The 23,084-nt window shown below is 66.3% G+C and carries 23 protein-coding genes; 13 read left to right on the top strand and 10 right to left on the bottom strand.

The annotated features are described in order from the left end of the window. Positions 1-190 precede the first annotated feature (190 nt). A complete protein-coding gene (gene car, locus AB0L58_RS07750) occupies positions 191-3,703 on the top strand; it encodes a carboxylic acid reductase (RefSeq protein ID WP_364382820.1) in 3,513 nt (1,170 codons plus the stop codon). Between the two features lie 217 nt (positions 3,704-3,920). Here car and AB0L58_RS07755 read toward each other — a convergent pair whose 3' ends face one another. Beyond that, complete coding sequence (locus tag AB0L58_RS07755; protein ID WP_364382823.1) at positions 3,921-4,508, bottom strand: TetR/AcrR family transcriptional regulator; 588 nt, start codon at positions 4,506-4,508, stop codon at positions 3,921-3,923. Positions 4,509-4,595: 87 nt separating this feature from the next. Here AB0L58_RS07755 and AB0L58_RS07760 point away from each other — a divergent pair, with 87 nt between their 5' ends. Together AB0L58_RS07760 and AB0L58_RS07765 are read left to right on the top strand one after the other, a co-directional pair. Further along, positions 4,596-5,126, top strand: coding sequence for a DUF1772 domain-containing protein (locus AB0L58_RS07760; protein ID WP_364382826.1), 531 nt, complete (start codon positions 4,596-4,598; stop codon positions 5,124-5,126). 102 nt (positions 5,127-5,228) lie between these two features. Next, a complete protein-coding gene (locus tag AB0L58_RS07765; protein WP_364382829.1) occupies positions 5,229-5,621 on the top strand; it encodes a hypothetical protein in 393 nt (130 codons plus the stop codon). 112 nt (positions 5,622-5,733) lie between these two features. Here AB0L58_RS07765 and AB0L58_RS07770 read toward each other — a convergent pair whose 3' ends face one another. Beyond that, positions 5,734-6,198: a hypothetical protein gene (locus tag AB0L58_RS07770; RefSeq protein ID WP_364382832.1), complete on the bottom strand. Its 465-nt coding sequence runs from the start codon at positions 6,196-6,198 to the stop codon at positions 5,734-5,736. A gap of 236 nt (positions 6,199-6,434) precedes the next feature. Between AB0L58_RS07770 and AB0L58_RS07775 the strand changes: the two genes are divergently transcribed. Continuing rightward, positions 6,435-7,247 (top strand): alpha/beta hydrolase, encoded by an 813-nt coding sequence (locus AB0L58_RS07775; RefSeq protein WP_364382835.1) that lies wholly within the window; start codon positions 6,435-6,437, stop codon positions 7,245-7,247. 56 nt (positions 7,248-7,303) lie between these two features. On the opposite strand, the gene helR is transcribed toward AB0L58_RS07775, so the two are convergent. Together helR and AB0L58_RS07785 are read right to left on the bottom strand one after the other, a co-directional pair. After that, on the bottom strand, positions 7,304-9,493 hold the full coding sequence (gene helR / locus AB0L58_RS07780; RefSeq protein ID WP_364382838.1) for an RNA polymerase recycling motor ATPase HelR: 2,190 nt from the start codon (positions 9,491-9,493) through the stop codon (positions 7,304-7,306). 182 nt (positions 9,494-9,675) lie between these two features. After that, positions 9,676-9,930, bottom strand: coding sequence for a hypothetical protein (locus tag AB0L58_RS07785; protein WP_364383217.1), 255 nt, complete (start codon positions 9,928-9,930; stop codon positions 9,676-9,678). Positions 9,931-10,108: 178 nt separating this feature from the next. Here AB0L58_RS07785 and AB0L58_RS07790 point away from each other — a divergent pair, with 178 nt between their 5' ends. Continuing rightward, a complete protein-coding gene (locus AB0L58_RS07790) occupies positions 10,109-10,543 on the top strand; it encodes a hypothetical protein (RefSeq protein WP_364382841.1) in 435 nt (144 codons plus the stop codon). Positions 10,544-10,634: 91 nt separating this feature from the next. After that, the gene (locus AB0L58_RS07795) at positions 10,635-11,024 is read left to right on the top strand and encodes a peptidase inhibitor family I36 protein (protein WP_364382844.1); all 390 of its coding nucleotides are present in this window, start codon (positions 10,635-10,637) and stop codon (positions 11,022-11,024) included. 121 nt (positions 11,025-11,145) lie between these two features. On the opposite strand, the gene AB0L58_RS07800 is transcribed toward AB0L58_RS07795, so the two are convergent. Beyond that, entirely contained in the window at positions 11,146-12,597 is a 1,452-nt protein-coding gene (locus AB0L58_RS07800; RefSeq protein ID WP_364382847.1) for an amidase, read from the bottom strand. Positions 12,598-12,745: 148 nt separating this feature from the next. Between AB0L58_RS07800 and AB0L58_RS07805 the strand changes: the two genes are divergently transcribed. Both AB0L58_RS07805 and AB0L58_RS07810 read left to right on the top strand, forming a co-directional pair. After that, the gene (locus AB0L58_RS07805) at positions 12,746-13,381 is read left to right on the top strand and encodes a YdcF family protein (RefSeq protein WP_364382849.1); all 636 of its coding nucleotides are present in this window, start codon (positions 12,746-12,748) and stop codon (positions 13,379-13,381) included. A gap of 184 nt (positions 13,382-13,565) precedes the next feature. After that, entirely contained in the window at positions 13,566-14,039 is a 474-nt protein-coding gene (locus AB0L58_RS07810) for a nuclear transport factor 2 family protein (RefSeq protein WP_364382852.1), read from the top strand. 16 nt (positions 14,040-14,055) lie between these two features. Here the strand turns inward: AB0L58_RS07810 and AB0L58_RS07815 are convergent, their stop codons facing one another. After that, on the bottom strand, positions 14,056-14,523 hold the full coding sequence (locus AB0L58_RS07815; RefSeq protein ID WP_364382855.1) for a hypothetical protein: 468 nt from the start codon (positions 14,521-14,523) through the stop codon (positions 14,056-14,058). A 92-nt stretch (positions 14,524-14,615) separates the two neighbouring features. Beyond that, positions 14,616-14,999: a hypothetical protein gene (locus AB0L58_RS07820; RefSeq protein ID WP_364382858.1), complete on the bottom strand. Its 384-nt coding sequence runs from the start codon at positions 14,997-14,999 to the stop codon at positions 14,616-14,618. On the opposite strand from AB0L58_RS07820, the gene AB0L58_RS07825 reads away from it, so the two are divergent. The 3 genes from AB0L58_RS07825 to AB0L58_RS07835 all read left to right on the top strand — a co-directional run bounded on the left by AB0L58_RS07825 (position 14,968) and on the right by AB0L58_RS07835 (position 17,101). Further along, complete coding sequence (locus AB0L58_RS07825) at positions 14,968-15,636, top strand: hypothetical protein (protein WP_364382861.1); 669 nt, start codon at positions 14,968-14,970, stop codon at positions 15,634-15,636. The two genes, AB0L58_RS07820 and AB0L58_RS07825, sit on opposite strands and share 32 nt — an antisense overlap. Before the next feature lie 242 nt (positions 15,637-15,878). Continuing rightward, positions 15,879-16,484: a hypothetical protein gene (locus AB0L58_RS07830; protein WP_364382864.1), complete on the top strand. Its 606-nt coding sequence runs from the start codon at positions 15,879-15,881 to the stop codon at positions 16,482-16,484. 155 nt (positions 16,485-16,639) lie between these two features. Next, positions 16,640-17,101 carry a hypothetical protein gene (locus AB0L58_RS07835; RefSeq protein ID WP_364382866.1) on the top strand — a complete coding sequence of 154 codons (462 nt, stop codon included), beginning with the start codon at positions 16,640-16,642 and terminating at the stop codon, positions 17,099-17,101. A 2-nt stretch (positions 17,102-17,103) separates the two neighbouring features. Here AB0L58_RS07835 and AB0L58_RS07840 read toward each other — a convergent pair whose 3' ends face one another. The 3 genes from AB0L58_RS07840 to AB0L58_RS07850 form a co-directional block, all read right to left on the bottom strand. Then, the gene (locus AB0L58_RS07840; protein WP_364382869.1) at positions 17,104-18,078 is read right to left on the bottom strand and encodes an alpha/beta hydrolase family protein; all 975 of its coding nucleotides are present in this window, start codon (positions 18,076-18,078) and stop codon (positions 17,104-17,106) included. Positions 18,079-18,219: 141 nt separating this feature from the next. Then, positions 18,220-18,696, bottom strand: coding sequence for a DUF1801 domain-containing protein (locus AB0L58_RS07845; RefSeq protein WP_364382872.1), 477 nt, complete (start codon positions 18,694-18,696; stop codon positions 18,220-18,222). 81 nt (positions 18,697-18,777) lie between these two features. Beyond that, the gene (locus AB0L58_RS07850; protein WP_364382875.1) at positions 18,778-19,698 is read right to left on the bottom strand and encodes a LysR family transcriptional regulator; all 921 of its coding nucleotides are present in this window, start codon (positions 19,696-19,698) and stop codon (positions 18,778-18,780) included. Between the two features lie 75 nt (positions 19,699-19,773). Here AB0L58_RS07850 and AB0L58_RS07855 point away from each other — a divergent pair, with 75 nt between their 5' ends. Both AB0L58_RS07855 and AB0L58_RS07860 read left to right on the top strand, forming a co-directional pair. Continuing rightward, a complete protein-coding gene (locus tag AB0L58_RS07855; protein ID WP_364382878.1) occupies positions 19,774-21,288 on the top strand; it encodes an MFS transporter in 1,515 nt (504 codons plus the stop codon). 513 nt (positions 21,289-21,801) lie between these two features. After that, entirely contained in the window at positions 21,802-22,761 is a 960-nt protein-coding gene (locus AB0L58_RS07860; RefSeq protein ID WP_364382881.1) for an alpha/beta hydrolase, read from the top strand. The last annotated feature ends 323 nt before the right edge of the window (positions 22,762-23,084 follow it).

Genomic DNA, 23,084 nt, shown 5'->3' on the forward strand with positions numbered 1-23,084 from the left:
GCGAACGACTCAGACGTGAACTGCACGAGCAGGACCCGCGCCGGCTGAATTAGGCGCGCCGGCTGAATTAGGACGGGCTGTCGCCCGGTCCACCGTGTTCGTGGCGCACGCCGGAGGCACGGAAGTAGACTTTTATTTGCCAGTAGTTTTCTGCAGTTGTAGTCCGTCGAACGCCCCAGGGAGACCGGCCATGGCGACGCATACGTGGGAAACCGAACAGCAGCACCGCATCGACCAGGTCCTCACCGACCAGCAGGTGCACGATGCCATGCCGGCGGAGGAGGTCATCGCCGCCGCCGCGCGGCCCGGCCTGCGAATGGCCCAGATTGTCGACACCCTCATGGCCGGGTATGCCGACAGGCCGGCCCTGGGTATGCGCGGCACCGAACTCGGCACCGACTCCGCCGGGCACCGGGTCCGCCAACTGTTGCCACGCTTCGACACCATGACCTACCGGGAATTGTGGTCACGGGTGGGCGCGCTGGCCACCGCATGGCACCGAGACCCACAGTATCCGGTGCGCGCCGGTGACTTCGTCGCGATCCTCGGGTTCACCAGCCCCGGCTACATCACCGTCGACTTCGCCTGCGCCCGCCACGGCGCGGTATCGGTGCCACTACAGGTCAGCGCGACGCCGACACAGTGGGCGGCGATCCTCGCCGAGACCTCCCCGCGGGTGCTCGCCAGCAGCCTGGAGATGCTCGACGGAGCCGTGGACGCGGTACTCGCCGGAACCGCCGCCCCGCAGCAACTGCTGGTCTTCGACTACCAGCCCGAGGACAACAGCCACCGTGCCGCCATGGATGGCGCCCGTCACCGCCTAGCACAGGCCGGCAGTCCCATCGTGGTGGCCGACCTGAACACCGTGCTCGATCGAGGCAGCAGCCTGCCCCCTGCCCCGTTGTTCGTGCCCGCCGCCGACGAGAACCCGCTGGCCATGCTCATCTATACCTCCGGCAGCACCGGCACCCCGAAGGGCGCGATGTATACCGAGGAGATGCTGGCCGCGATGTGGCGCGCCCGCCACGATCCCCATGGCATTCCGCTGCCCGCGATCGGGCTCAACTACATGCCACAGAGCCACTTGGCGGGTCGGATGCAGTTGGTCAGCACGCTGATGCGTGGTGGCACCGAGTACTTCACCGCCGGCAGCCACATGTCCACCCTGTTCGAGGACTTCGCGCTGGTGCGGCCCACCGACGTGTCCTTCGTGCCGCGGGTGTGCGACATGGTGTTCCATGAGTTCGTCAGCGAGGTGCAACAGCGCGTCGCGGACGGCGCCGACCGCACCTCCGCCGAGCGTGAGGTGCGAATCGACCTGCGGGAGCGGCAGTTCGGTGGCCGCGTGCTGGCGATGAGCTGTGGGACTGCACCGCTGTCCGCGGAGACGCGGGCCTTCATCGAGTCCGTGTTCGAACTGCCGCTGCACGACGGTTACGGTTCCACCGAGGCCGGAGGCATCATGCGGGACAACCACATTCTCCGACCCCAGGTGCTGGACTACAAGCTCGCCGATGTGCCCGAACTCGGCTACCACCGCGACGACCGGCCGCATCCGCGCGGCGAGTTGCTGGTGAAGACGATGACGGTGTTCCCCGGATACTACAAGCGGCCCGAGCTCAGCGCGGAGATGTTCGACGCCGATGGCTTCTACCGCACCGGCGACATCATGGCCGAGATCGGCCCCGACGAACTGGAGTATGTGGACCGGCGGAACAACGTGCTGAAGCTGTCGCAGGGTGAATTCGTCGCTATGTCCCAGCTGGAGGCCGTGTACGCGACCAGCGCGCTGGTTCGGCAGATCTACGTGTACGGCTCCAGCGAGCGCGCCTACGTGCTCGCGGTGGTGGTGCCCACCGACGAGGCGCTGCATGCGCATCCGGATGATCTGAAGGCTGCCGTCCTGCAGTCGCTGCAGCAGATCGCGCAAGGTGCCGGGCTGGCCTCCTACGAGATACCGCGCGACATCATCATCGAGACGCACCCGTTCACCCGCGCCGAAGGGCTACTGTCCGGTGTCGGAAAACTGTTGCGGCCCAGCCTGAAGCAGCGCTACGGGGAGCGGCTGGAGGAACTCTACCGAGAGCTGGAGCGGCAGCAGACCGACGAAATGACCGCGTTGCGAAGCGGTATCGGTGACCGGCCGGTGCCGGAGATCGTGCACCGGGCGGTGCGGGCGCTACTGGGCTGTGCCGACGCCGATATCCGGCCCGACTCGCACTTCGGCGATCTCGGCGGCGATTCGCTGTCGGCACTGTCACTGTCCAACCTGCTGCAGGAGATCTTCGGGATACAGGTGCCCGTCGGCGTGATCGTCAGTCCCGCAGTCGATCTGCAGCAGCTGGCCGGATACATCGAGGAGGAGCAGGTTACCGCGGGGCGGCGTCCCACCGCGGTCTCGGTGCACGGCACCGGCTATCGGATCCGCGCAGCCGACCTCACACTGGAGAAATTCATCGACGCCGGCACGCTGGAGGCCGCGCCCGCGCTGCCGGCGGCGGCCACGTCGCCGCGGACGGTGCTGCTCACCGGCGCCAACGGATACCTGGGCCGGTTTCTGTGCCTGCGCTGGCTGGAGCGGCTGGACGCCGTCGACGGCGTCCTGATCTGCATCATCCGCGGCAAGGACGCGGACGCGGCACGCGCGCGGCTGGACGCGGTGTTCGACTCGGGTGATCCGGCGCTGTTGCGGCACTATCGGGAGCTGTCCGAACGCCGGCTGCAGGTGCTACCCGGCGATATCGGATACCCGAATCTCGGTCTGACGGAGCAGGATTGGCAGCAGCTGGCGGACTCCGCCGACATGGTCGTGCATCCGGCCGCGCTGGTGAACCACGTGCTGCCCTACGATCAACTGTTCGGCCCCAACGTCGTTGGCACCGCGGAGGTGATCCGGCTGGCCCTGACCGGCAATCGTAAGCCGGTCACGTACCTGTCCTCGGTGGCGGTGGCCGGCCAGGTGCCGTCCGGGAGGTTCGCCGAGGACGGCGACATCCGCGAGATGAGCCCGGAGCGGATACTCGACAACAGCTACGCCAACGGCTACGGCAACAGTAAGTGGGCCGGCGAGGTGCTGCTGCGGGATGCGCAGGAGCGGTTCGGGCTGCCGGTGGCGGTCTTCCGCTCCGACATGATCCTCGCGCACAGCCATTACGCCGGGCAGCTCAACGTGACCGACGTGTTCACCCGGCTGCTCCTCAGCATCCTGGCGACCGGCATGGCGCCGAAGTCGTTCTACCGCACCGACTCCGGCGGCCACCGGCAGCGGGCACATTACGACGGCCTGCCCGCCGACTTCACCGCCGACGCGATCGTCACCCTCGGCGGCCGCGCCACCAGCGGCTACCAGAGCTTCGACGTCCTGAACCCGTACGACGACGGCATCTCCCTGGACCAGTTCGTCGACTGGCTCATCGACGAAGGCCACCCCATCCAGCGCCTCGACGACTACGGCGAATGGCTGTCCCGCTTCGAGACCGCCCTGCTGGCCCTACCCCAGCGGCAACGTCAGCAATCCGTCCTCCCAGTTCTGGACGCCTACCGCACTCCCGCCGAACCCACCCGGGGCTCCGTCCTGCCCGCCGACCTCTTCCGCGCCGCCGTGCAGCAGGCCGAGCTCGGCCCCGACGCCGACATCCCCCACCTTTCCCCCACCCTTGTCCACAAGTATGTCGACGACCTGCACCTGCTGAAGCTCCTCTGACCCGAGTAGGGCCAGGTCGACAAGCTGATCCCATCGATGTGAATTCGGCCGATTCCGACAGCTCGCGTACGTCGGCGCGGGGCAGGCGGTAATCCTCGCCGATTAGGTCCACAGAACCGAGTTCGGCGTATACCCACGCGATGGTGTGGGCGATGGATCAGCTGGGGCGTTCCGCGCGGCGGCAACGATTCCGACAAACCGATCGATCCGATCGGGCTCAGCCGAACAGACCGGCGCGCGCCGCCGTCATCGCCACTGCCGCCGCCGCGTCGGCGGTGCGGTCGTCCACCGACTCACCCGTAATCAGCGCGCGAAAATAGATCGGTGCCACAAGGGTTTTGATCAATTCGACGGGGTTGGTATCGGCGGGAAGTTCGCCGCGTTCGACCGCGCGCGTCACGACCGGCAGCGCCTTGCGGATGCGGTCGCGGAACGCGTGGCGAGTGGTGTCGGGTGGCGCCGGCTGTCCGGCGACGTTGGCCAGCATGACCGCGAGGACCGCCCGGCCGGACGGGCTGCTGATCCACACGACCAGACTGCGCGCCAACGCCCGCAGGTCGTCCTCGACCGAACCCGTATCGGGGATAGGGATTTCCGCTTCGATGCTCTCGGCCAGCGCATCGGCGATCAGGGCATCCCGGTCGGACCAGCGCCGGTAGACCGTGGTCTTGTGCACGCCGGCACGCTGGGCGACGTTGTCGACGGTGAACGCGGCATACCCGTGCTCGCTCAGTTCGTCGACGGTCGCGGCGAGCACGGCGGCGCGAACCTTCGGTCCTCGTCCGAGGGGTGCGGCTGAACTCATTGCAACTCCTTGTTGCGATATCGAGGCCATGCGGGCATGCTGACAATATCGCAACTTGATGTTGCGATATCTACGATAGGAGTTCCGATGTCGTCGAAATCCGTCCGGGCCGCGGCGGTGCTGTTCCCCGGCCTGCTCGCCGGGGCGTTCGGATACGGGGCGGTGAACGTGCTGTACGCGTTTCGCGAAGTGCCCCTTGATGTTCGATTCACCTTCCACACCGCGCTGATGCGGGTCAACGGCCCGGTGATGCAGTCACTGATGGGACTCGCCATCCTGAGCACACTGATCCTTGCGATACGGTCGAAGTCCTCGCCGCGATGGATCGCGGCGAGCGCCTCGGCGCTGACATTCCTCTCATTCCTGGTGACCCGCTTCGGAAACGTGCCGATCAACCAGCAGATCAAACGCTGGGCCGTGAGCACCCCACCCGGCGACTACGCCGATATCCTGCGACGCTGGGAACTATTCCATTTCACCCGAACCGGCTGCGCAATAATCGCATTCATCCTCGTGATCACAGTCGTCGTCGGATTCGGCCGGCCCGAAGACGCCACCACACACACCCGCTCAGCCGCCGACGAACCCTCGGGCGAGGTCACAGCAGCGACCCGGTGACGCAGTGCGTTAGCGGCCACCGGGCCCGCCCCGCTCGTGGCCGCTGGATCCAACACGTTGGTGGACAGCAGATTTCCCCGTTGACCGGTCGCGGTAGAGCATGTGTCGACGACTGGTCGACTGACCATCGCCTACCCCGACAGCCCGCTCACTTCACATGCACCGCAACCCGATTCCAGTCGGGTTCGCTCCGACGCCGCCGGCCTCGATCCCATGACCGGCCGCCGGGTTCGGATTTTCGACCTGCTGCGCGGCCCGCACTGGACTTTGCTGACGTTCGACCACGGACATCCAGCACCGGAGATCACAATCGACAATCCGCTCGCCGACTCGCCGCGCAGGATCCGGGTCACTACCGACACCACAGCCACCGGCCCCGACACAATCATCGACACCGACGGCAGTGTCCACCGCAACTACGAGATCAGCGAATCCGCCGCGATGCTGATCCGCCCCGATGGCTATATCGCTGCTCGCACCCTGATCCGCCTCTGAAACGCACTGTCCTCGATATCCGGTCGATGCTCCCAGATCTCTTGGCAGCCAGCGTAACTCGATGTCTGTACACGCCAGATGAAGACGTTCGGGATGCTCTGACCAGCTTGCATCACCAATCGTGATCGCGCGCAAGCTCTGCTTTTGTTTGGGATAGCAAGTCGCATTGAAGTGACCGGCAGTGGGCCCACCAATCAGGGTAGGCAGCAGCGTCGCGGACCGCGTCGTGCAAGCCTCGAGCATGGGCGACCACACAGTCCCGCAATGCATCTGAGCAGATGATCTCGACACGCTTCTCTGCCAGCCAGACGCTCTCGATCAGTCGCTTCACATCGGCCGGAGTGCCGCCCCGCTCTCGGACATCGAGCTCTCCCTGTAGTCGCTGCGCTGCCTCGAAGTAGTCGAGGATCGCGGACTTCAGTTCTTCACGGTGCGCAAGGCGACTCTCAGCCACAAACTTGAGCTTGGCCTCGCGCGCCGAACTCCGTTGCACCAGTAGCGTTGTCGATGCACCGAGTCCGGCGCCCAGCAAGGGCATCAGGCCCGTTACCAACATCGAAACCACACCGGACGCCATAGCCCTATTCTCCCGGTCGGCAGCCGATCTTGGTCTTGATTTGCCAGCAGAAGATCGTTGTCCAAGGGACCGGCTCTGCCCGTCTGGCTTGTTGCGCACCAGAGGCACGGGCTCCCGCGCAATGCTGAGCTGCAGGGGTACTTGCATCGACGTACCTCGCCGCTGCCGCGAACCCGCGCACCGCCGCGATCCGCGACCACGCGCTGCCACTGTTTCCAGCTGATTAGGGTGTCGGTATGGAGTGCGAAGTCACTGGCGTTTCCGTGCATTACGTCGAGTACGGTGACGGGACTCCGATCTTGATGCTGCACGGTTCGGGAGTGGATCATCGCGAGCTGGTCGGCACGATGGAGCCGATCTTCGGTGACAGGCGTGATTATCGGCGCATCTATCCGGATCTCCCAGGCATGGGACGCACTTCGGCGCCGGACACGATCAATAGCTCCGACGATGTGGTCGACCTCGTCCTCGGGGTGGTCGACGTGGTGATCGGTGCCCGAGACTTTCTGGTTATCGGTCATTCCTCGGGCGGGTATTTTGCCAGCGCGATTGCGAACAGGCGCCGTGATCAGGTGAGGGGGCTGGCCGTCATCTGCCCCCTCGTCGAGGATCTGCGTGACATACCCGAACACCAGGTCGTGCACTGCTCCGGCGACCCGACCGGCGTTCCGGGGCCCGACGACCGGACCGACTTCGCGAGCTACTTTGTGGTCCACACACCCGCCATGCGGGAGCGGTACCAGAAGTACGTGGCTCCCGCCATCCCCCTGGCCGACCAGGGCGCGATCGAGCGGATCGGCGAACACTGGCGGCTGCACCCCGGCCCGGAGGACGGACCGCCCTACCCCAACCCAACTCTCATCCTCACCGGCCGCCAGGACTCCTCGGTGGGATACACCGGCCAATGGAACCTGATCGAGCACTATCCCCGCGCCACATTCGCTGTGCTGGACCGCGCCGGACACGCGCTGCCGCACGAGCAGGGCGACCTGGTCGACGCGCTGATCACCGAATGGCTCCGCCGCGTCGAGGAGCATCGCTCGGCGTAGGACGATGCGCATCGGCGTGCGGCCCCGGAATCGCCGCCGGGGCCGCACGCCAATCGCTAATGCCCGACCGGGGCGGGCGCGGCGAGTCCGGAGAGTGCCTGCGGCAATGGGCCCTTATGCAGGACGCCGAGGCGTTGGGTGGCGCGGGTAAGGGCGACGTAGAGTTCGGCCGCGCCGCGGGGACCGTCGGCGAGGATCCGCTCCGGTTCCACGACGAGCACGGCATCGAATTCCAGACCCTTCGTCTCCGATGCGGGCACCGTGCCCGGCACATCCGGTGGCCCGATCACGATACTGGTACCTTCGCGACCGGCTTCGTCGTGCTCGAATTCCGCTATGGCGGTAGACAATTCATCCTCGCCCACCTGCCTGGACCACGGCTGGACGCCGCACTCGCGGACCGACTCGGGTGGCTGGACTCCCGGCGCGAACTCGGCGAGCAGCGCCGCGGCGACGGTCATGATCTCCGCCGGGGTGCGGTAGTTCACCGACAGCGACCGGTAGACCCAGCGGCCGGGCACGTACGGCTCGAAGATCGCGTCCCACGATGTCGCTCCGGCCGCCGACCGGCGTTGGGCGAGATCTCCGACCACCGTGAAGGATCGGCTCGGGCAGCGCCGCATCAGTACCCGCCAATCCATTTCGGACAGTTCCTGGGCCTCGTCGACCACAACGTGCCGGTAGGTCCAATCCCGGTCCGCGGCAGCGCGTTCGACGAGTTCCCGGGTGTCGCGTTCCAGAAAGCGCTCGGCAAGGTCCTCGGCGTCGAGCATGTCCTGGGCGAGCAGGCCGATATCGTCGTTCAGGTCCTCGCGCTCGATGAGCGTGTCGAATACACCGGCGGCGTACTCCGCCTGGGCCTTGCGTTCCCGCTCGGCGGCGCGCGTGGCGGCCTCGTCGGCTGCCTTGTCGCGGCCGAGCAGATCGACCAGCTCGTCGAGCAGCGGCACGTCCGATACCGTCCACGCCGCGCCATCGGCGCGCCACAGCGACTGGTCGGCACCGGCCGCACGCAACCGTTCCGGTGACGAATACAGCTGTGCCAGTGTTGCTTCCGGCGTCAGGATCGGCCAGAGTTCGTCGAGCGTGGCGGTGAACCGGTCGTTGTCGGCGAGCTCGGCGCGCAGGTCCGACCGCAGGTTCTCCCAGGCCTCGCGGTCCTCCCGGGTCAGCCAGCCGCGGCCGATCCGAGCTATCGCTCGTTCGGTGAGCACGTACGTGACGATCTCACTGAACACCGCGCGGGCTTCGTTGTGCGGCAGCCCACTTGCGCGCGCCTCCTCCCTGGCCCATTGGGCGGTCTCGGCGTCGATCCGCACCGTGACGTCGTTCAGTTCGATCTGCACCGGATGCTCCGGCAGCCGTTGCCGATCGGCGATCGCCGCGGCGAGCATGTCCAGAATCTTCAGCGAGCCCTTGTGCCGCACGGCTTCCGGGGTGTCCTCGGCGGTGACGCGCAGGCCGGGCACGAGATCGCCGGTGGTCATGAATACGACGTTCGTCTCGCCCAGCGATGGCAGCACGCGGCCGATGTGGTCGAGGAACGCCGGGTTCGGCCCGACCACGAGCACCCCGTGGCGTTCCATCCGCTCCCGCTGGGTGTAGAGCAGATACGCGACCCGGTGCAGCGCCACCACGGTCTTCCCGGTACCCGGACCACCCTCGATCACAAGGACGCCCGGATGATCGAGCCGGATGATCCGGTCCTGTTCGGCCTGGATCGTCGCCACGATGTCGCGCATCCCGTGACCGCGCGGGGCGCTCACCGCGGCGAGCAGCGCTGCGTCCCCGCGGTCGCCGGCATTCGGGCGGCCGAGGACCTCGTCGGTGAAATCGACAATGCGACGCCCACGAGTGTGGAACTGGCGTCGCCGACGCATGTTCTCCGGGGTCGCGGCGGTGGCGATGTAGAACGCGCGCGCGGCCGGCGCCCGCCAATCGAGCAACAGAGGTTCGTACTCGTTGTCCTCGTCGAAAATACCGATCCGCCCGATGTAGGAGCGTTCGCCCGAAACCGTGTCCAACCGGCCGAAACACAGCCCGTTATCGGCCACGTCCAGTCGTTTCGCCTCCTTGGCCAGCGCGCGCGCCTCGAAATCCCGTTCCATCGGTGTACCGCCGTGGTCTCGCAACGTCGCGCTGTACCTCCCCTCGACTCGCGCGCGTTCGGCGTCGAGCCGCGTGTAGAGCCCGGCCACGTAGCTTTGTTCGGACCGCAATTCGTCCTCGTACCCCTGGGTTGTCAAATACCCCTCCTTTTCCTGCACTTCGCAACCCCACTTCCGCAGGTTCCGGCTTCGGCCAGTGATTGTGCGGCACGACCGGGGTCTTGCCGCAAGCCCCCGGGTGCGCTATATGTTGAATACGGAAGGGAGTTTCTTTCCCTTCATCGGTCCGGCGCGGGTGATCGCAACCTGCATGCGGCGTCCTACTTCATGAGGCTCAGCAGGCCGAGCTGTGGTTCGAGTGCGCCGTCCTGGCCGAGCACCAGGAAGTCTGCCGCTACGGCCGAGTGCGCGAGTTTTCCGGCGCGTACCGCGCGGTAGCGCACGAACGACCAGCGGAGGTCGTCTCGGAGTCCATCCTCGTCGATGACCGCCCCCGACAGCAGGTGCTGCACGGCGTCCGGCGAGCGATCTCCGGCGTGTTCGGCGAGTGTCCGGCAGTTCTCGGTCGACAGCAACGGCTACGTCGCAGCGTAAAGTGCTGTCCGCGTTCCACATTCGACTCTGCCGAACCGACGTGCGAGCAGCTTGTCCGCGATAAGTAATGCCTGCTGCCCGAGCAGATGTTGGACTGCGTTCGTGGAGTCTGTACACGGCGCCCATCAAGATGGGCAATACCTCCGGTTCCAATCGACGGTGCCCAACCGTCATGGCCGCTACCCCGGTGTCTTCGCTCTGGTCAACGGGTTGGCTCGGGCTGGGCGCCTGACGCCGCAGCAGCAGGAGTTCCGGCGATACGGAAACGCTTGGTATCACGACAATCTCACCGATCCCGGACAGGTCGATCCGGCTGTTTTCGACCGGAAGCGTCATCCGGGGGCGGCGGCGTGGTTCAAATCCTCGGCGACGCATCTCATCGACAATGTCGAGGGCTACCTCGCGATTCTCGATGCGCACCGGATCGGATGGGTGCGCATGTACTCCAACGACCCCGGCGAGATCATCTACGACGATCCCCATCAGGTCATCGCCGAGCCGAACACGGATGGCTTCGGTCGCGATCGACCTCGCACGCAACGGAATATCCGCACGGTGGAGGCCCGCGCGCACGGGGCTGATCTGCCCGATTAGTCGGTCGTTGGTGGGCCGTTGGTGAGTCCACACAGAGTTGGTGTCAAGCCCTCGGATGGCCGACACCGATTCTCACGAAGGAAAAACCACCATGAAATTCACCTACCGCCGCCTGGCCCCGCTCGCCGCTGCCGCATTGACCCTCGGCGCTGTTGCCGGAGGCGCCGTGATCTCGGCCGCCCCCGCGTCCGCGACACCGAGCTACGACTGCCCAGGCGGAACGTTCTGCGGCTGGGACGGTCGCGACGGCACGGGCAGCATGCTCTTCCAATACGACGCGGGCTGTTTCCTGCACGACATCGGCAATGGTGGTGTCGGCGACCGTTTGACCTCGTACTGGAACCGCACCGGCGTGACCGTCGGAGTGTACAACTGGACGGGCAAAGAGTGGCAGTTGCTCGCAACCGTCGCCAACAACGCGCGGGGAACCCTGCCGTCGAGCGCGGACAACAAGGCCGACGCGGTGAGCATGTGCATTTGATTCTCGCCGGTATGTGAGTGCGAAGTGTCCCCGGACAACTCGCACTCACATACTCGTTTCGGGGTGGTATCCGCACGCCCCGAGGGCCGAAATCGGTTGGTATCGCTGGAGGTGGTGCGCCCTATTTCGATGCCTGGAAGCCGCCGATCTCCTGCTCGAGCAGTTCGGCCAGCCGCAGCGGGGTGCGGTCCTCGAACATCGGACCGATGAGCTGCACGCCCACCGGCAGGCCCTCGGGTGACCGACCCGCGGGGATGGCGGTGGCGGGCAGGCCGGGCATGGTGGCCAGACCGGCCCAGACGAGCTGATCGCCGAACGGGTATGCCACGCCGTCGATGTCGATGCGCCGATCTCCCAGATCGGGGTTGTGGTCGTGCGGGAACGCGGGAGTCGGCGTGATCGGACACAACACGGCATCGAACTCGGCGAAGAGCTGCCGCCAGCCGTGGCGGTGCAGTTCGCGACGGTTGTTCGCCTCGATCCAGTCGCGATGGCTGAGCACCGCGCCGCGCAACCGCGTCGCGTCGGGGCCATGGTCGTCCGCGGACAGTCCGGCGACATGGGTCCGAATGTGCTCGTAGGCTTCGACGGGATAACCGGCCGCGAGCTCCGACAGCAGCAACTGCGTGTAGAGCGTCGCGGCCTCCGTCAGATCGGGCAGCAGCGGACTGTGCCGTTCGACGCGGGCCCCGCCACTGACGAGCGCGTCGGCGACTCGGTTTACCGCAGCCCGCACCGCGGACCCGGTCGGAATGACCGGGTGATCGTCGACGACCAGGACACGGAAGTCGGAAAGCCGCTCGCGACGCGCGGCCGGCAGGGCCAGGTCGAATGCGACGCCGAGCGTGAGTGGGTCCGGTCCGGCCATCACGTCCAGCAGCAGGGTGAGGTCGCGGGCGGTGCGCGCCATCGGACCGACGACGGCGAGGTCGCGGGCAGATGGCAGCGCCGGCGCGGGTGGCGGAACATGACCGCGGCTCACCACCAGCCCATACGACGGCTTATGTGCGTAGACGCCGCAGAAATGCGCGGGATTGCGCAGCGAACCGCCGATATCGGAGCCGATGGACAGCGCGCCGAATCCGCACGCCAGGGCCGCCGCCGATCCGCCGGAGGATCCGCCCGGCGTGCGCTCGAGATCCCACGGGTTGTTGGTGGTGCCGTAGATCTCGTTGAAGCTCTGCAGATCCCCCAGCATGAATGGCACATTGGTCTTGCCGAGCACCACCGCGCCGGCGTCCTTCAGTCGTGACACCTGTACCGCATCCTCGGCCGGAACAAAGTCCCGCTGCGCCGGCACGCCCCAGGTCGTGGGCAGCCCGGCCATGTTGTAGGACTCCTTGACCGTCACCGGAATGCCGAGCAGCGGCCGGTCCTCCCCGCGCGCACGCGCCGCGTCGGCATCGCGCGCGGCGGCCCGCGCACGGTCGAAGTCCGGCACACAGATCGCGTTGATCGCCTTGCCGTCACGCTCGATGCGGTCGATCGCCTCGTCGGTCAGTTCCATCGAGGTCACTTCACCGGCACGCAGCGCAGTCGAAAGCTCTTCGGCCGAACGAAAACTCCACTCCATCGAACCGACAGTACCGGCCCGTCGCACGCACCGAACCCGCACACGCGTCGCCGTGATCATCGCGAAACGCACATTCGAAACGCGCCACCGCACCGGCGCAGGACAGTCGCGGGCCAGCGTTTCGACAAGTTTGTGCTTGGCTGAACATGTGCGGAAACGGACGCGGCTTTCGACCATCGGTCTCGTACTCGTGCTGCTGTGGGGCGAGTGGGAGAATTGGCGCGCTTCCCGCAGGCTCGTGGGATCGGTCACGGGCGCATCCGAGGCCGTCGTCGTGCTCGGCTACCGCAACGCCGGCACACAGGCGAACATCATGAACCGGTGGCGGGTGCGGGCCGGTCTGCGGTCCATCAACCCCACCGCGGTCAGCAGTCGTCTCGTGCTCTGCGGAGGTGCGTGCGCGGGTCCGCACACCGAGGCTGCCCTGATGGCGGAGTACGCCACGCAGACCTGCGGGTACCGCGGCGAGGTCGTCCTGGAAGATCAGAGCCGGACCACGTGGGAGAATATCGGTTTCGCTGTCCCGTACCTGAAGCACAGCGATCGGATAAAGATCGTCTCGCTGCCCTTCCACGCCGAGCGGGGGCGACGATACCTCGCCGAGCAGCGCCCGGAGCTGGCGACGCGTCTGGTGCGGGGAGCGGAATACCGGTTCGGTGAGTGGATGGCGGCAAAACCGCTGCTGGCCGTCTATGGCCTGTTGCAAGACGCTCGCGACCGGATGCCAGGTCGGCGTGCCCACCGGAATACGCCGTCGAATGCGCGGGTTGGCATCAGCCGTTGACCAAGCGCGACAGACTGCGAGGCAAGCGATGCAATACGACCCGACCCGGACCGCGCTGATCGTGGTCGATCCGTACAACGAGGTTCTCGACCGTCGCGGCGGCATCGTAAAACGCCGGCGAGGACAGACCGGATTACCTCGGAGGTAATCGACGCACCACGTCGATACGGGCACGGTGGCAGGTATGAACAATCTCGGGACGACCACCACGCGCACCGTCGTCGAGGAGTTGCTCCGCCGAATCGGTGCGGGCGATCCGGACGCCATCGCCGCGCTCTACGCACCGGTCAGCGATTGGAAACTGAATTGGCCGGACAACGAGCACAACCGACCGACCACCCCATGGATTCGCCACCGCTCCACCCGCACCGACGCGGCCGAACACTATCGCGAGATCGCCCGCCACCACGTGCCCGAACAGGTCGGCACCGTGATCGAACGCATCCTGGTCGACGGCCCGGATGCCGTGGTGCTGGGTGAAATCCGCCAGACCGCCCGCGCTACCGGACGCGCCTATCGCTCCCGTTTCGCACTACACCTCACCGTCGAAAACGGCCGCATCACCCGCCATCACGTCTACGAAGACAGCCTCGCCGTCGCCAAGGCCTTCGACGCACCGGCACCCGAGCACGGTCGAAACGGCTCGAACTCACCCTGATGCCCCGTGCCGACGACTACATCTCGCCTTTGGCGAACGCCCGGTAGGACGTCTTCGCGATGAGCATTCCGTTGCCGCTGGTCTTGGATTCACATTGCATGGCTGGGCGGTTCGCCAGGTCGGAGCTGGCCACGCAGACGAAACCGCCGTAGCTGAAGGTCTCGCCATCGGCCAGCGGACGCGGTGCGGTGCTGCCCGCCATCCAGCCGTAGAAGCAGCGGGTCTGCATCATGCCGCCCGTCCCCAGGACGAAGCCGGGCATGGGTGACTGACCGTTGGCACAGAAGTTCCGGAATTCGGGGTGTTCGACCATGCAGGTGGCTTCCCTGCCGTCCAGCAGGCACACCACGCTCCAGTCGGCGGTCACGATGGTGGCCCAGTCGTCCGCCGGGGGCGGCGCGGCCTTGGCTCCCGCGGCGCCGATACCTGCCAATGCCACAGCGGCGGCGGTGATTCCGAAGCGACGTGCGATTGATCGGTTCATATATCCTCCTTCGTCGCACCCGACAATTGCCTGTACAGATCTCACGCGGATTTCACCGGGCTCTCACCCGGCTCGCCATGGGCGGCTCCCCGTCAGTACCAACTCGACGACCGGAACCCCCTGCGCACCACCCGATCTCCCCTATACCTCCGGCACCTGATTTCGGCAACGACCGATGTCGCGCACCCGATGATTTCAGCGTCATAGCCGCCGCCGTGGTCGTGGACGGTGCGGAAATGGCCTCGCACCAACCCGATTTCGTTGCCACGGGCCAGTTCCCCCTGCTCCGCTACGGCCAGCGGACAGGTAACGCCGACCATGGCGCGGAATTCGGGCGGGTTGGACTCGGCGGTTCGCCGAGGAACGTCGTCGCGAGATGTGAGCACCTCACCCGTTGCAGACCTGCGGCGGTGGTCTGTCGGGGCACGCCGATAACCTGCGGACATGGTCAGACCCGAGTCGGCACTACGCCGCATGTTGCGTGAAACGGGCAAACTGTTGCAACCGTATGGGTTTCACGGCTCCGACCCCAGGTGGATACGGATCGAGCCGGGCGGTGTCGCCGCGGTCGGCCGCACCCGAGTTTCCCGCACGTGGACCAGCGGACAACAGGTGCTCGGATTCGGCCTGGAGCTCAGCGCCACACCGATGGCCTGGTGGGAATTCCGTAACTGGCGCAACGCACAACTGGGCCTACCGCCCATACCGCTGGCCGAGGCCAGCGGCCCCGACCTGATCAACACCCATGCGCTGCCCGAGGAGCTCACCGCACCATGGTCCTTGCGGCTCGACCCGGAACAGCCCGGACAGCATGTGCTGCAAACCGACATCGACGCCATCCGCGCCGAACTGCCCCGGCGCGTACACGCTTACGCGCGCCGCGCATTACGGCTGGTGGAGCCGGATCGGTACGTCGACGAGTTGCTCACCCATCACGAGCCGCGCGCCGGTACCTGGGAGGCGATCGTCGTCCTGCTCGCCGAGCGAGGGCCGGGACCCCGACTCGACGGCGCATTCGACCAGTTCCGAAAGTGTTTCGCGGAGCATGACGCATCGGCGTACGCGGAGGATGTCATCGCGTACGCGCGCACCCGAGCTGCGCCGGCTCAGTGATGCCGGGCCGTGCGATGTCGACTTCAGACCATTCGCCCGACCGCAATCGGCGCGCGGTGGATGTCAGGGTTAGCCGACCTACTTTCAGGTCTACTGTCTTGGGCAGAGATGGCGTTCCGGTCCGGTGGGCCGTGGGCGCGTCAACTCGGACGTGACCGTGAACCGGTGTCGGAGAACGGGGTTGGGTGGCGGTGCGAGTGAATCGCACCGCCACCTCTACTAGTTTCGAAGGGGCGGATTATTTGATCGACCTGATTGCGCAGGCACGGGCCGCGGTCGCGCGGCTGCGGGCCGTGGCGGCAGAATCGGACGGGCGGGTCAGGCTGGCGCCCGGCCTCGCGGACGAGGTGATGGACGGCTGGCAGGTACCGGTGCCACCGGAAATCCGGCTGATCGCGGGAGAGATCGGCGTGATCTGGTTCGACGAGTACGACGCCATCGAATTCGATCACTCACGCAATAACGATCCCGAGCCGCGTCCCGCGGAAGCTCCGGAGAGCTACTGGATTCTGCATACGAATTCGGCGGCCGAAACCTATTACGCCGAAGTCGATTCCGACACCGGAGCGTGGGGGCGGATCTGCTACTACTGGGAGGACCACAGCATCACCTGGGTCGCCGAGAACCTTGCGGCATGGCTGTTGTTCGTGGCGCACGGACTGGACCTCGCCTTGCGCATCGACAGTGGCGAAATGGCTCCGGAACTGGCCTCGGCCGGATATGTGGACGAGACGGAACTACCGCGGCTCACCTTCGAGCAGGTATTTCGCGACTGGTTCGGCAGCTACGGCGAATTCTTCGCGCAACGTGACGATCCGCGAGCGACAACTCCCTACGTCCTGGACTGACGGGTCGTGACCGCATCGGACCAATCCCGAAGCTGGTCGAGTACGCACTGCGGACCGCTAAGCTGCTGATCGAGTCGGCAGCGGTTCGCGTTGCGTGGTCATCGGCGTCCGGAGCGGCCGCGCGGACTGCTGTCCCGTGGTAGGGAGGTGGTGCGGTGTCTGTTCGTCGAAGCGTGCTGGTGGTGGCGGTGCTGTGCGTCCTACCGGTGCTGGGTGCGCCGGGTGTGCAGGCCTACCCGCCGAGCGAGGGCAGTGGTGGTTGTCGGCAGGGCAGTGTGATGACCGGCCGGCTGGTGCCCGGAACCGGTAGTGCGGGACAGAACATCCGCCGTGCCGCCACACTGCGGGAATGTGTCAGCTCCTTGCTTCCGGGTATCGACACCGGACAGTTCGAGGTGACCATTCCGTGGAATGCGCCCGGTGCGCCCAGTTCGGCCCAGTTCGCGTGGTCGGATGGCAGCATCAGCGCGGCGACCGGGTACGGCAATGGTTTGTGGTTGATCACCGACGGTCCGGCGAGCGGCCACGCTATCCAGGTCTTCGTGGCCGATACCTGGAACGGGTGGTATCACAGCTTCGCCGATGTCGCCGTGACATCGGCGATCTTCCAATCCTGAGTTCAGTACGCGCCCAACACGTCGAGCATCATCGGACGCGCCGCCGCCAGCGCTTGCTGCCAATAGGGCCAGGTGTGCGTTCCATCGAGGATATCGATGCGCGCGGCGATGCCGAGTTCCGCGATTCGGTCACGGAAGATCTGAGCGGAGGTCAACGTCATCGCTTCCAAAACCATCGCGTTGACGGTGTTGCCGAATCCGTACGGCAGGTCGAGCGGACCGGGCCGGCCATTGCCCGTCGACAGGTAGATCGGCAGCCCGCGCAGCAATTCCGCTTGGTCGGTGGCATCGTTGCGGCTCCAGGCCGGGTCATCGACCGGTCCCCACATATCGTCCACATTGAAGTTGCCCTCGTCCACCATGGCGGCGCGCATCGCCTCGTTCCAGAGTGGAAAAGTCGGGTGCACGAAGCCGGAAAAGGATCCGGCGAACTTGAATTGGTCGCGATGGTGGGCGGCCAGGATCAGGGCTGCGTTACCACCCATGGAGGCACCGACGATGGCGTCGTTGGTTCGGGAAACGCCATACCGTGCCAGGTATGCGGGCAACTCCTCGGTGAGGAACGTCTCCCATTTGTAGGTCGTCGGCTGATGATTGGTGCTACTGGGTCGGTACCAGTCGGTGTAGAAACTCGACCGACCACCGACAGGGAACACCAAAGTGACATTGTCGCCCGCGAATTGGCGCAGCGCGTCGGTATCGCTCGTCCACTGACTGTGATCGTCGGGCGCGCGCAGGCCGTCGAGCAGGTAGACGGCCGCACTCCCGCCGCGCGCGGCCCACTGCACCTGGACCTTGATCGGCCCCATACTCGACGGCACGGAGAGTTCGGTGTAACCGCCTGCGGGAGTACGTAATTTCGGTGCCGCGGTGGCCGCCGCCGCTCCGATCGACGACAGCAGAACAGCTGTTGCCAGTACAGCGCCGGTTTTGCGCAACCAACCCCGCTGGTTCCCAGATCGTGCTGCCGCACCCACCACGCACACCTCCTACCTTCGTCCCCGGAAATATCCGAGGAGACTTGAATTCGGCTGTCGCTCGCACCGAGTCGCTTCCCTGTGGGGTGCAGCGGCCCGGGTCGGAAAGATCATCATAGTTTGCGCGGCATTGACTTCGCCTCAGCCGATGGCTTTCTTCACCAGCGCGCCGAGGTGTTTCGCATCGTCGGCGGTCAATTTCGTCAGCGCGAAGGCGGTCGGCCACATGGTGCCTTCGTCGAGGGTCGCGATGTCGTTGAAACCGAACGTCGCGTACCGCGACTTGAATTTCTCGGCGGTTTGGAAAAAGCATACGACCTTGCCGTCCTTGGCGTAGGCAGGCATGCCGTACCAGAGTTTCGGCGTGAGTGCCGGTGCGTTTGCCTTGACGATGGCGTGGATTCGTTCGGCCATGGTGCGATCCGGTTCGGCCATTTCGGCGATCTTGGCGAGCACGTCGGCTTCCCCATCCGCCTTGGACGCCCGCGAGCCGCGGCGCGCGGCCGTCTTCAACTCCTGGGCGTGCTCCTTCATCGCGGCGCGTTCTTCATCGGAGAATCCGACGGCGGCCCGGCTCTTCGTCGCGGTTGCCTTGGTGGACTTCTGCGCTTGCGTCATTGTCTTCTCCTCCGTGATCGTCTCGATGGGGACGTTTCTGATGCTATGAATCCGATCCGCCCAGCGCTTCTTCGAAACTGATCAATCGGCGCGATCCGGAGATTCGCCCGGCGGGCGGAATGCCTCGCGAATGGTGTCGCGTAGCCAGCGCTGCGCCGGATCGGCGTCGAGACGGGCATGCCACAGCAGTCGTACCTCGACCTCCGGGAGGATGGCCGGGATCGGAAACCAGCGAATGCCCAGGGACTGACCGTACTGTTCGGCGAGACGCTGCGGGACGAGTCCGACATGGTGACTCGAGGCGACCAGCAGTGCGGCGACGGCCGAAGTGGGCACGACGGCGGCGACGTGACGTTGCAGTCCCACGGCGGCGAGTGCATCGTCGAGCGGCCCCCGAGCGCGGCCGCGACGGGAGGCCGAGACGTGGGGATGACGGCACAGTTGCCGCAGCGTCGGGCGGCGGCCAAGCGGGCTGTCGGCGCGGACGATGCCGACTATCCGTTCCCGATACAGCACCGCCGACCGGATGTCGGGAGCAACGATATCGCCCGCGCCGATATCCAGATCGATCGAGCCGTCGCGCAGGGCCTCGATGCTTTCGCTGCCCTCCGCGACGAAGCGCAGCGTCACGCCGGGGGCGACCGCGGCCGTCGCGTCGACCGCCACCGCCGCCAGGGTCGCGGCCACACCGTCGTTGATGCGAATTGTGAAGGTGCGCTGCAATTCCGCGACCGCGACCGCGCGATCGGCGCTGATCAGCGCGGAAGCTTCGTCCAGCAGCGAACGCACGCGCGGCGCCGTGCGCAGCGCGAATGGCGTCGGAGCCATCCCGCGACCGGCACGCACCAGGATCGGGTCCCCCATCGCTCGCCGTAACCGGCCCAACGCCCGGCTCGTCGCCGGGATGGACAGATGGAGGCGCTCGGACGCCCCCGTGACGCTGCCGTCTTGGAGCAGCGCGTCGAAGACGCGCAGAAGGTTCAGATCGAGCTGATCAGGCACAGTTGCATCATATGCAAAATCATATTGTGAAAGTTGCGTGGCGTGCAGACTGCCCGCATCCATAACGTCGTGGCCATGCAATTCGATGTCTTGAATCACGCTCGGGATCTGCCAGCACGTCCGGCCTCGCCGCGTGGGCTGGTCGGGGTTATCTGCGCCTGCGTCGTGCTCGTCGTCGGTATGGTCGCCGCGATCAATCTCGCCGTCCCGATGCTCGCCGCGAGCGCACTGCATCCATCCGCGTCGGCGCTGGTGTGGATCGTCGATACCTATGTGGTCGTCTTCGCCTGTCTGGTGATCCCCGGCGGGGCGGCGGGAGATCGCTTCGGACGCAAGGGGATTCTGCTCTCCGGACTGGGACTGTTCGCGCTCGGCGCGCTCATGTCGGCGGTGGCACCGAATGTGGCACTGCTGCTCGCCGGGCGCGCGGTTACGGGTGTGGGCGCTGCTGCCGTACTGCCCAATACGCTGGCCGTGCTGCTGCACGCCGTTCCCGTCGAGCGCAAGAGCGCGACCATAGCGGTCTGGGCGTCGATGACCGGGATCGGCGGAGTCGTCGGCAATGTCGGCGGCGGGACCATGCTGTCGAGCGGCTCGTGGCGTTGGTTGTTCGCCGCCGTCGTGCCGCTCGCACTGGTGCTCGCCGCGCTGGTGGCTGGTATCGCGCCGGTATCACCGCGTCATGACCGACGGCTCGACCCGCTCGGTGCGGTATTGCTCGTCGGCGCGGCGGTCGCACTGCTGGTCGGTATCGTGCAGGGCCCGGAGTCGGGTTGGCACAGCGTGCTCGTGATTGCCGGATTCGCCTGCGCCGCAGTGCTGTTCGGCGTGTGGGCGGTCGTCGAGTTGAAAGCCGAACACCCACTGCTCGATCCACGGTTGTTCCGCATCCCGGCCCTACGCAGCGCCTGTCTCGGTATGACGGCGGTCTTCTTCGGCATGTTCGCGCTGTTCTACGTCAATGCGTCATTCTTGCAGTACGGCAAGGGATTCGGCGTGTTGCGGACCGGGATCGGCATCATCCCGCTCACGGTCCCGATCATCCTCGGCGCGAAACATGTCGGGCGGCTGTCACAGCGCATCGGGCTCGACGCGACCACCGCGCTCGCATTCGTCGTCGTCGGCGGCGGACTCCTCGGACTGTCCACGAGCGATCCGCAGACACCGTACCTCAGATATGCCGCGTGGCTGATTGTAGTGGGAGTAGGTGTGGCACTGGCACTTCCGACTCTGTCCGGCGCGATCGCCGGGTCGCTACCACCGGAGCAGGCCGGAGTCGGAGCCGGATTGCAGGCCACTACCCGGGAGTTCGGCAGCGCCCTCGGCGTGGCGGTCATCGGCACGGTGCTCACCGCACATTTCCTCGCCGCCCTACCATCGGATATCTGCAACGACCACGATCCGCACACCGTCGCGCAGGCACTCGCCACCTCCGGCCGCGCCGATGACGTTATCGCAGCATTCATTTCGGGCGCCGATGCCGGACTACGGGTGATCGGCGTACTTGTGCTCATTTCCGGCGCGCTCGTCGTGCTGCAGTCGCTGCTGTCGCGACGTGGCGTGACTCGGCCGAAATCCCAAAAGTACTGATCAACGATGTCGGTCCGCCTGTACGACACCTGGGTCGGCCACGGCATCATCGTCCCGGACACCGATGTCACCGCGGCGGAATGCCTGGAATACGCATGGGCCGCCGCGGGCTGGCATCTGACCGATACAGAAATCACGGGTCACACCCGAACTCGCCACCGGCGCAGTGGTTCTCGCGGTCGACCCGAGGGTCGCCGAGTTTCGCGGTATGCGCAAGCAGCGCCTGCCACCGGAACATGTCTGCTCGCGGCGAGCAGACCTGTTCACCCTCGCCGTATCGGGCCGATTGGGGGCCACGACCAATTGGCACCGAATCGCAAGAGAATGGCTCTATGACCAAACCCCTGGCAACCGAGATCGGACGGGTGACCGCGCGGTGGCGCGCCGACCAGTGACACCTTGGTGGTGATCTGGTCCACCTTGGGGGCACGACCCCAGCACTCGGGGACCTGATATCGGCAGGCGATGCGGCGGACAGTTGAGCAAGTCACCGCAACCGAACCGGAGCCCTCGATGTCGATCACCAGCACCGCCACCGCCACCTCGGCGGAACGTCGTGCCACGGTCTCGACCGCGGACGGTGTGGCACTCGCGGTTCGCGAATACGGACCGCGAAATGCTGAACTCACCGTCGTCCTGCTGCACGGACACTGCCTGCGCACCGCGTCGTGGACCTACGTCCGCCACGCGCTGCAGCGTCGGTACCCTGGCGCCCGGATCGTGTGCTACGACCACCGCGGCCATGGCGATTCCGCCGCCGCGTCCCGCCGGACCTACAACCTCGAGCAGCTCGGCCGGGATCTGAGCGACGTTCTCGACGCGGTCGCCCCCACCGGACCGGTGGTCCTGGTCGGCCACTCCATGGGCGGCATGACGGTGCTGTCCTACGCCAGCCAGCACCCGCACCAGATCGGCACGCGCATCGTCGGCGTCGCACTCATCGCGACCGCGGCGAGCGGACTCGCCGACGCCGGTTTCGGCCGCCTGCTGCGCAACCCGGCGGTTTCCGCATTCCAGGCGGCCGTCCGACGCGCTCCTGGCGCCATGCAGCAGGCGAAGCTCATGGCCTGCAAGGTCTTTGCCCCGATCATCCGTACCGCGGAATTCGGCGATCGCAAGGTCAGCCCGCGGGTGCTCGCCCTGGCCAACGCGATGCACAACGAGACGCCGATCGTGACAATGGCGAGCTTCCTGAGCGAGTTCATGGTCTACGACCAGACCGATGCGCTCGCGGTCCTGTCGAAGATCCCTACGTTGGTGCTGTGCGGTACCGCCGACCTGATGACGCCGCCGTCGCATTCCATCGCGATGGCTGCCGCCGTCGAGTACTCGGATTTCATCCTGGTCGACGGGGCCGGGCACTCGGTGATTCTCGAGCGGCCGACGGAGGTCACCGAGGCCATTGCCCGTCTGATGACGCGTGCCGGAGGCACCGGTCAGATCACGGGCTCACACCTCGACCTCGTCGCGTAGCCACTGCGCGGGGTGGCGAGCAGTCACCACGAGCTGAGTCGGACCACCGGATACTCCTCGTCGGCCTTGCGCTGGTACTTCTCGTACCGGGGCTGGGCGGAGGTAATGTGCTGGATGCCGAATCGCAGGCACCTCGGTGCGAACGGCGCGTCACCGGCCTGACGAACAGTCGACCCCGGTGGTCGAGCTGGAGTCCGAGCGACGGTGTACCCGCCCCGGGGCTCAGGATGGCGCCCTGCCCGGTCATCAGGCTGACGCGGTAGATGGAGCCGTCTGCCTGCGAGCCGAGATAGGCCACCGGCAGCGCCCCGATCGCAATACCC

Source organism: Nocardia sp. NPDC052112 (assembly GCF_040680135.1).
In the GTDB taxonomy this organism is placed as follows: domain Bacteria; phylum Actinomycetota; class Actinomycetes; order Mycobacteriales; family Mycobacteriaceae; genus Nocardia.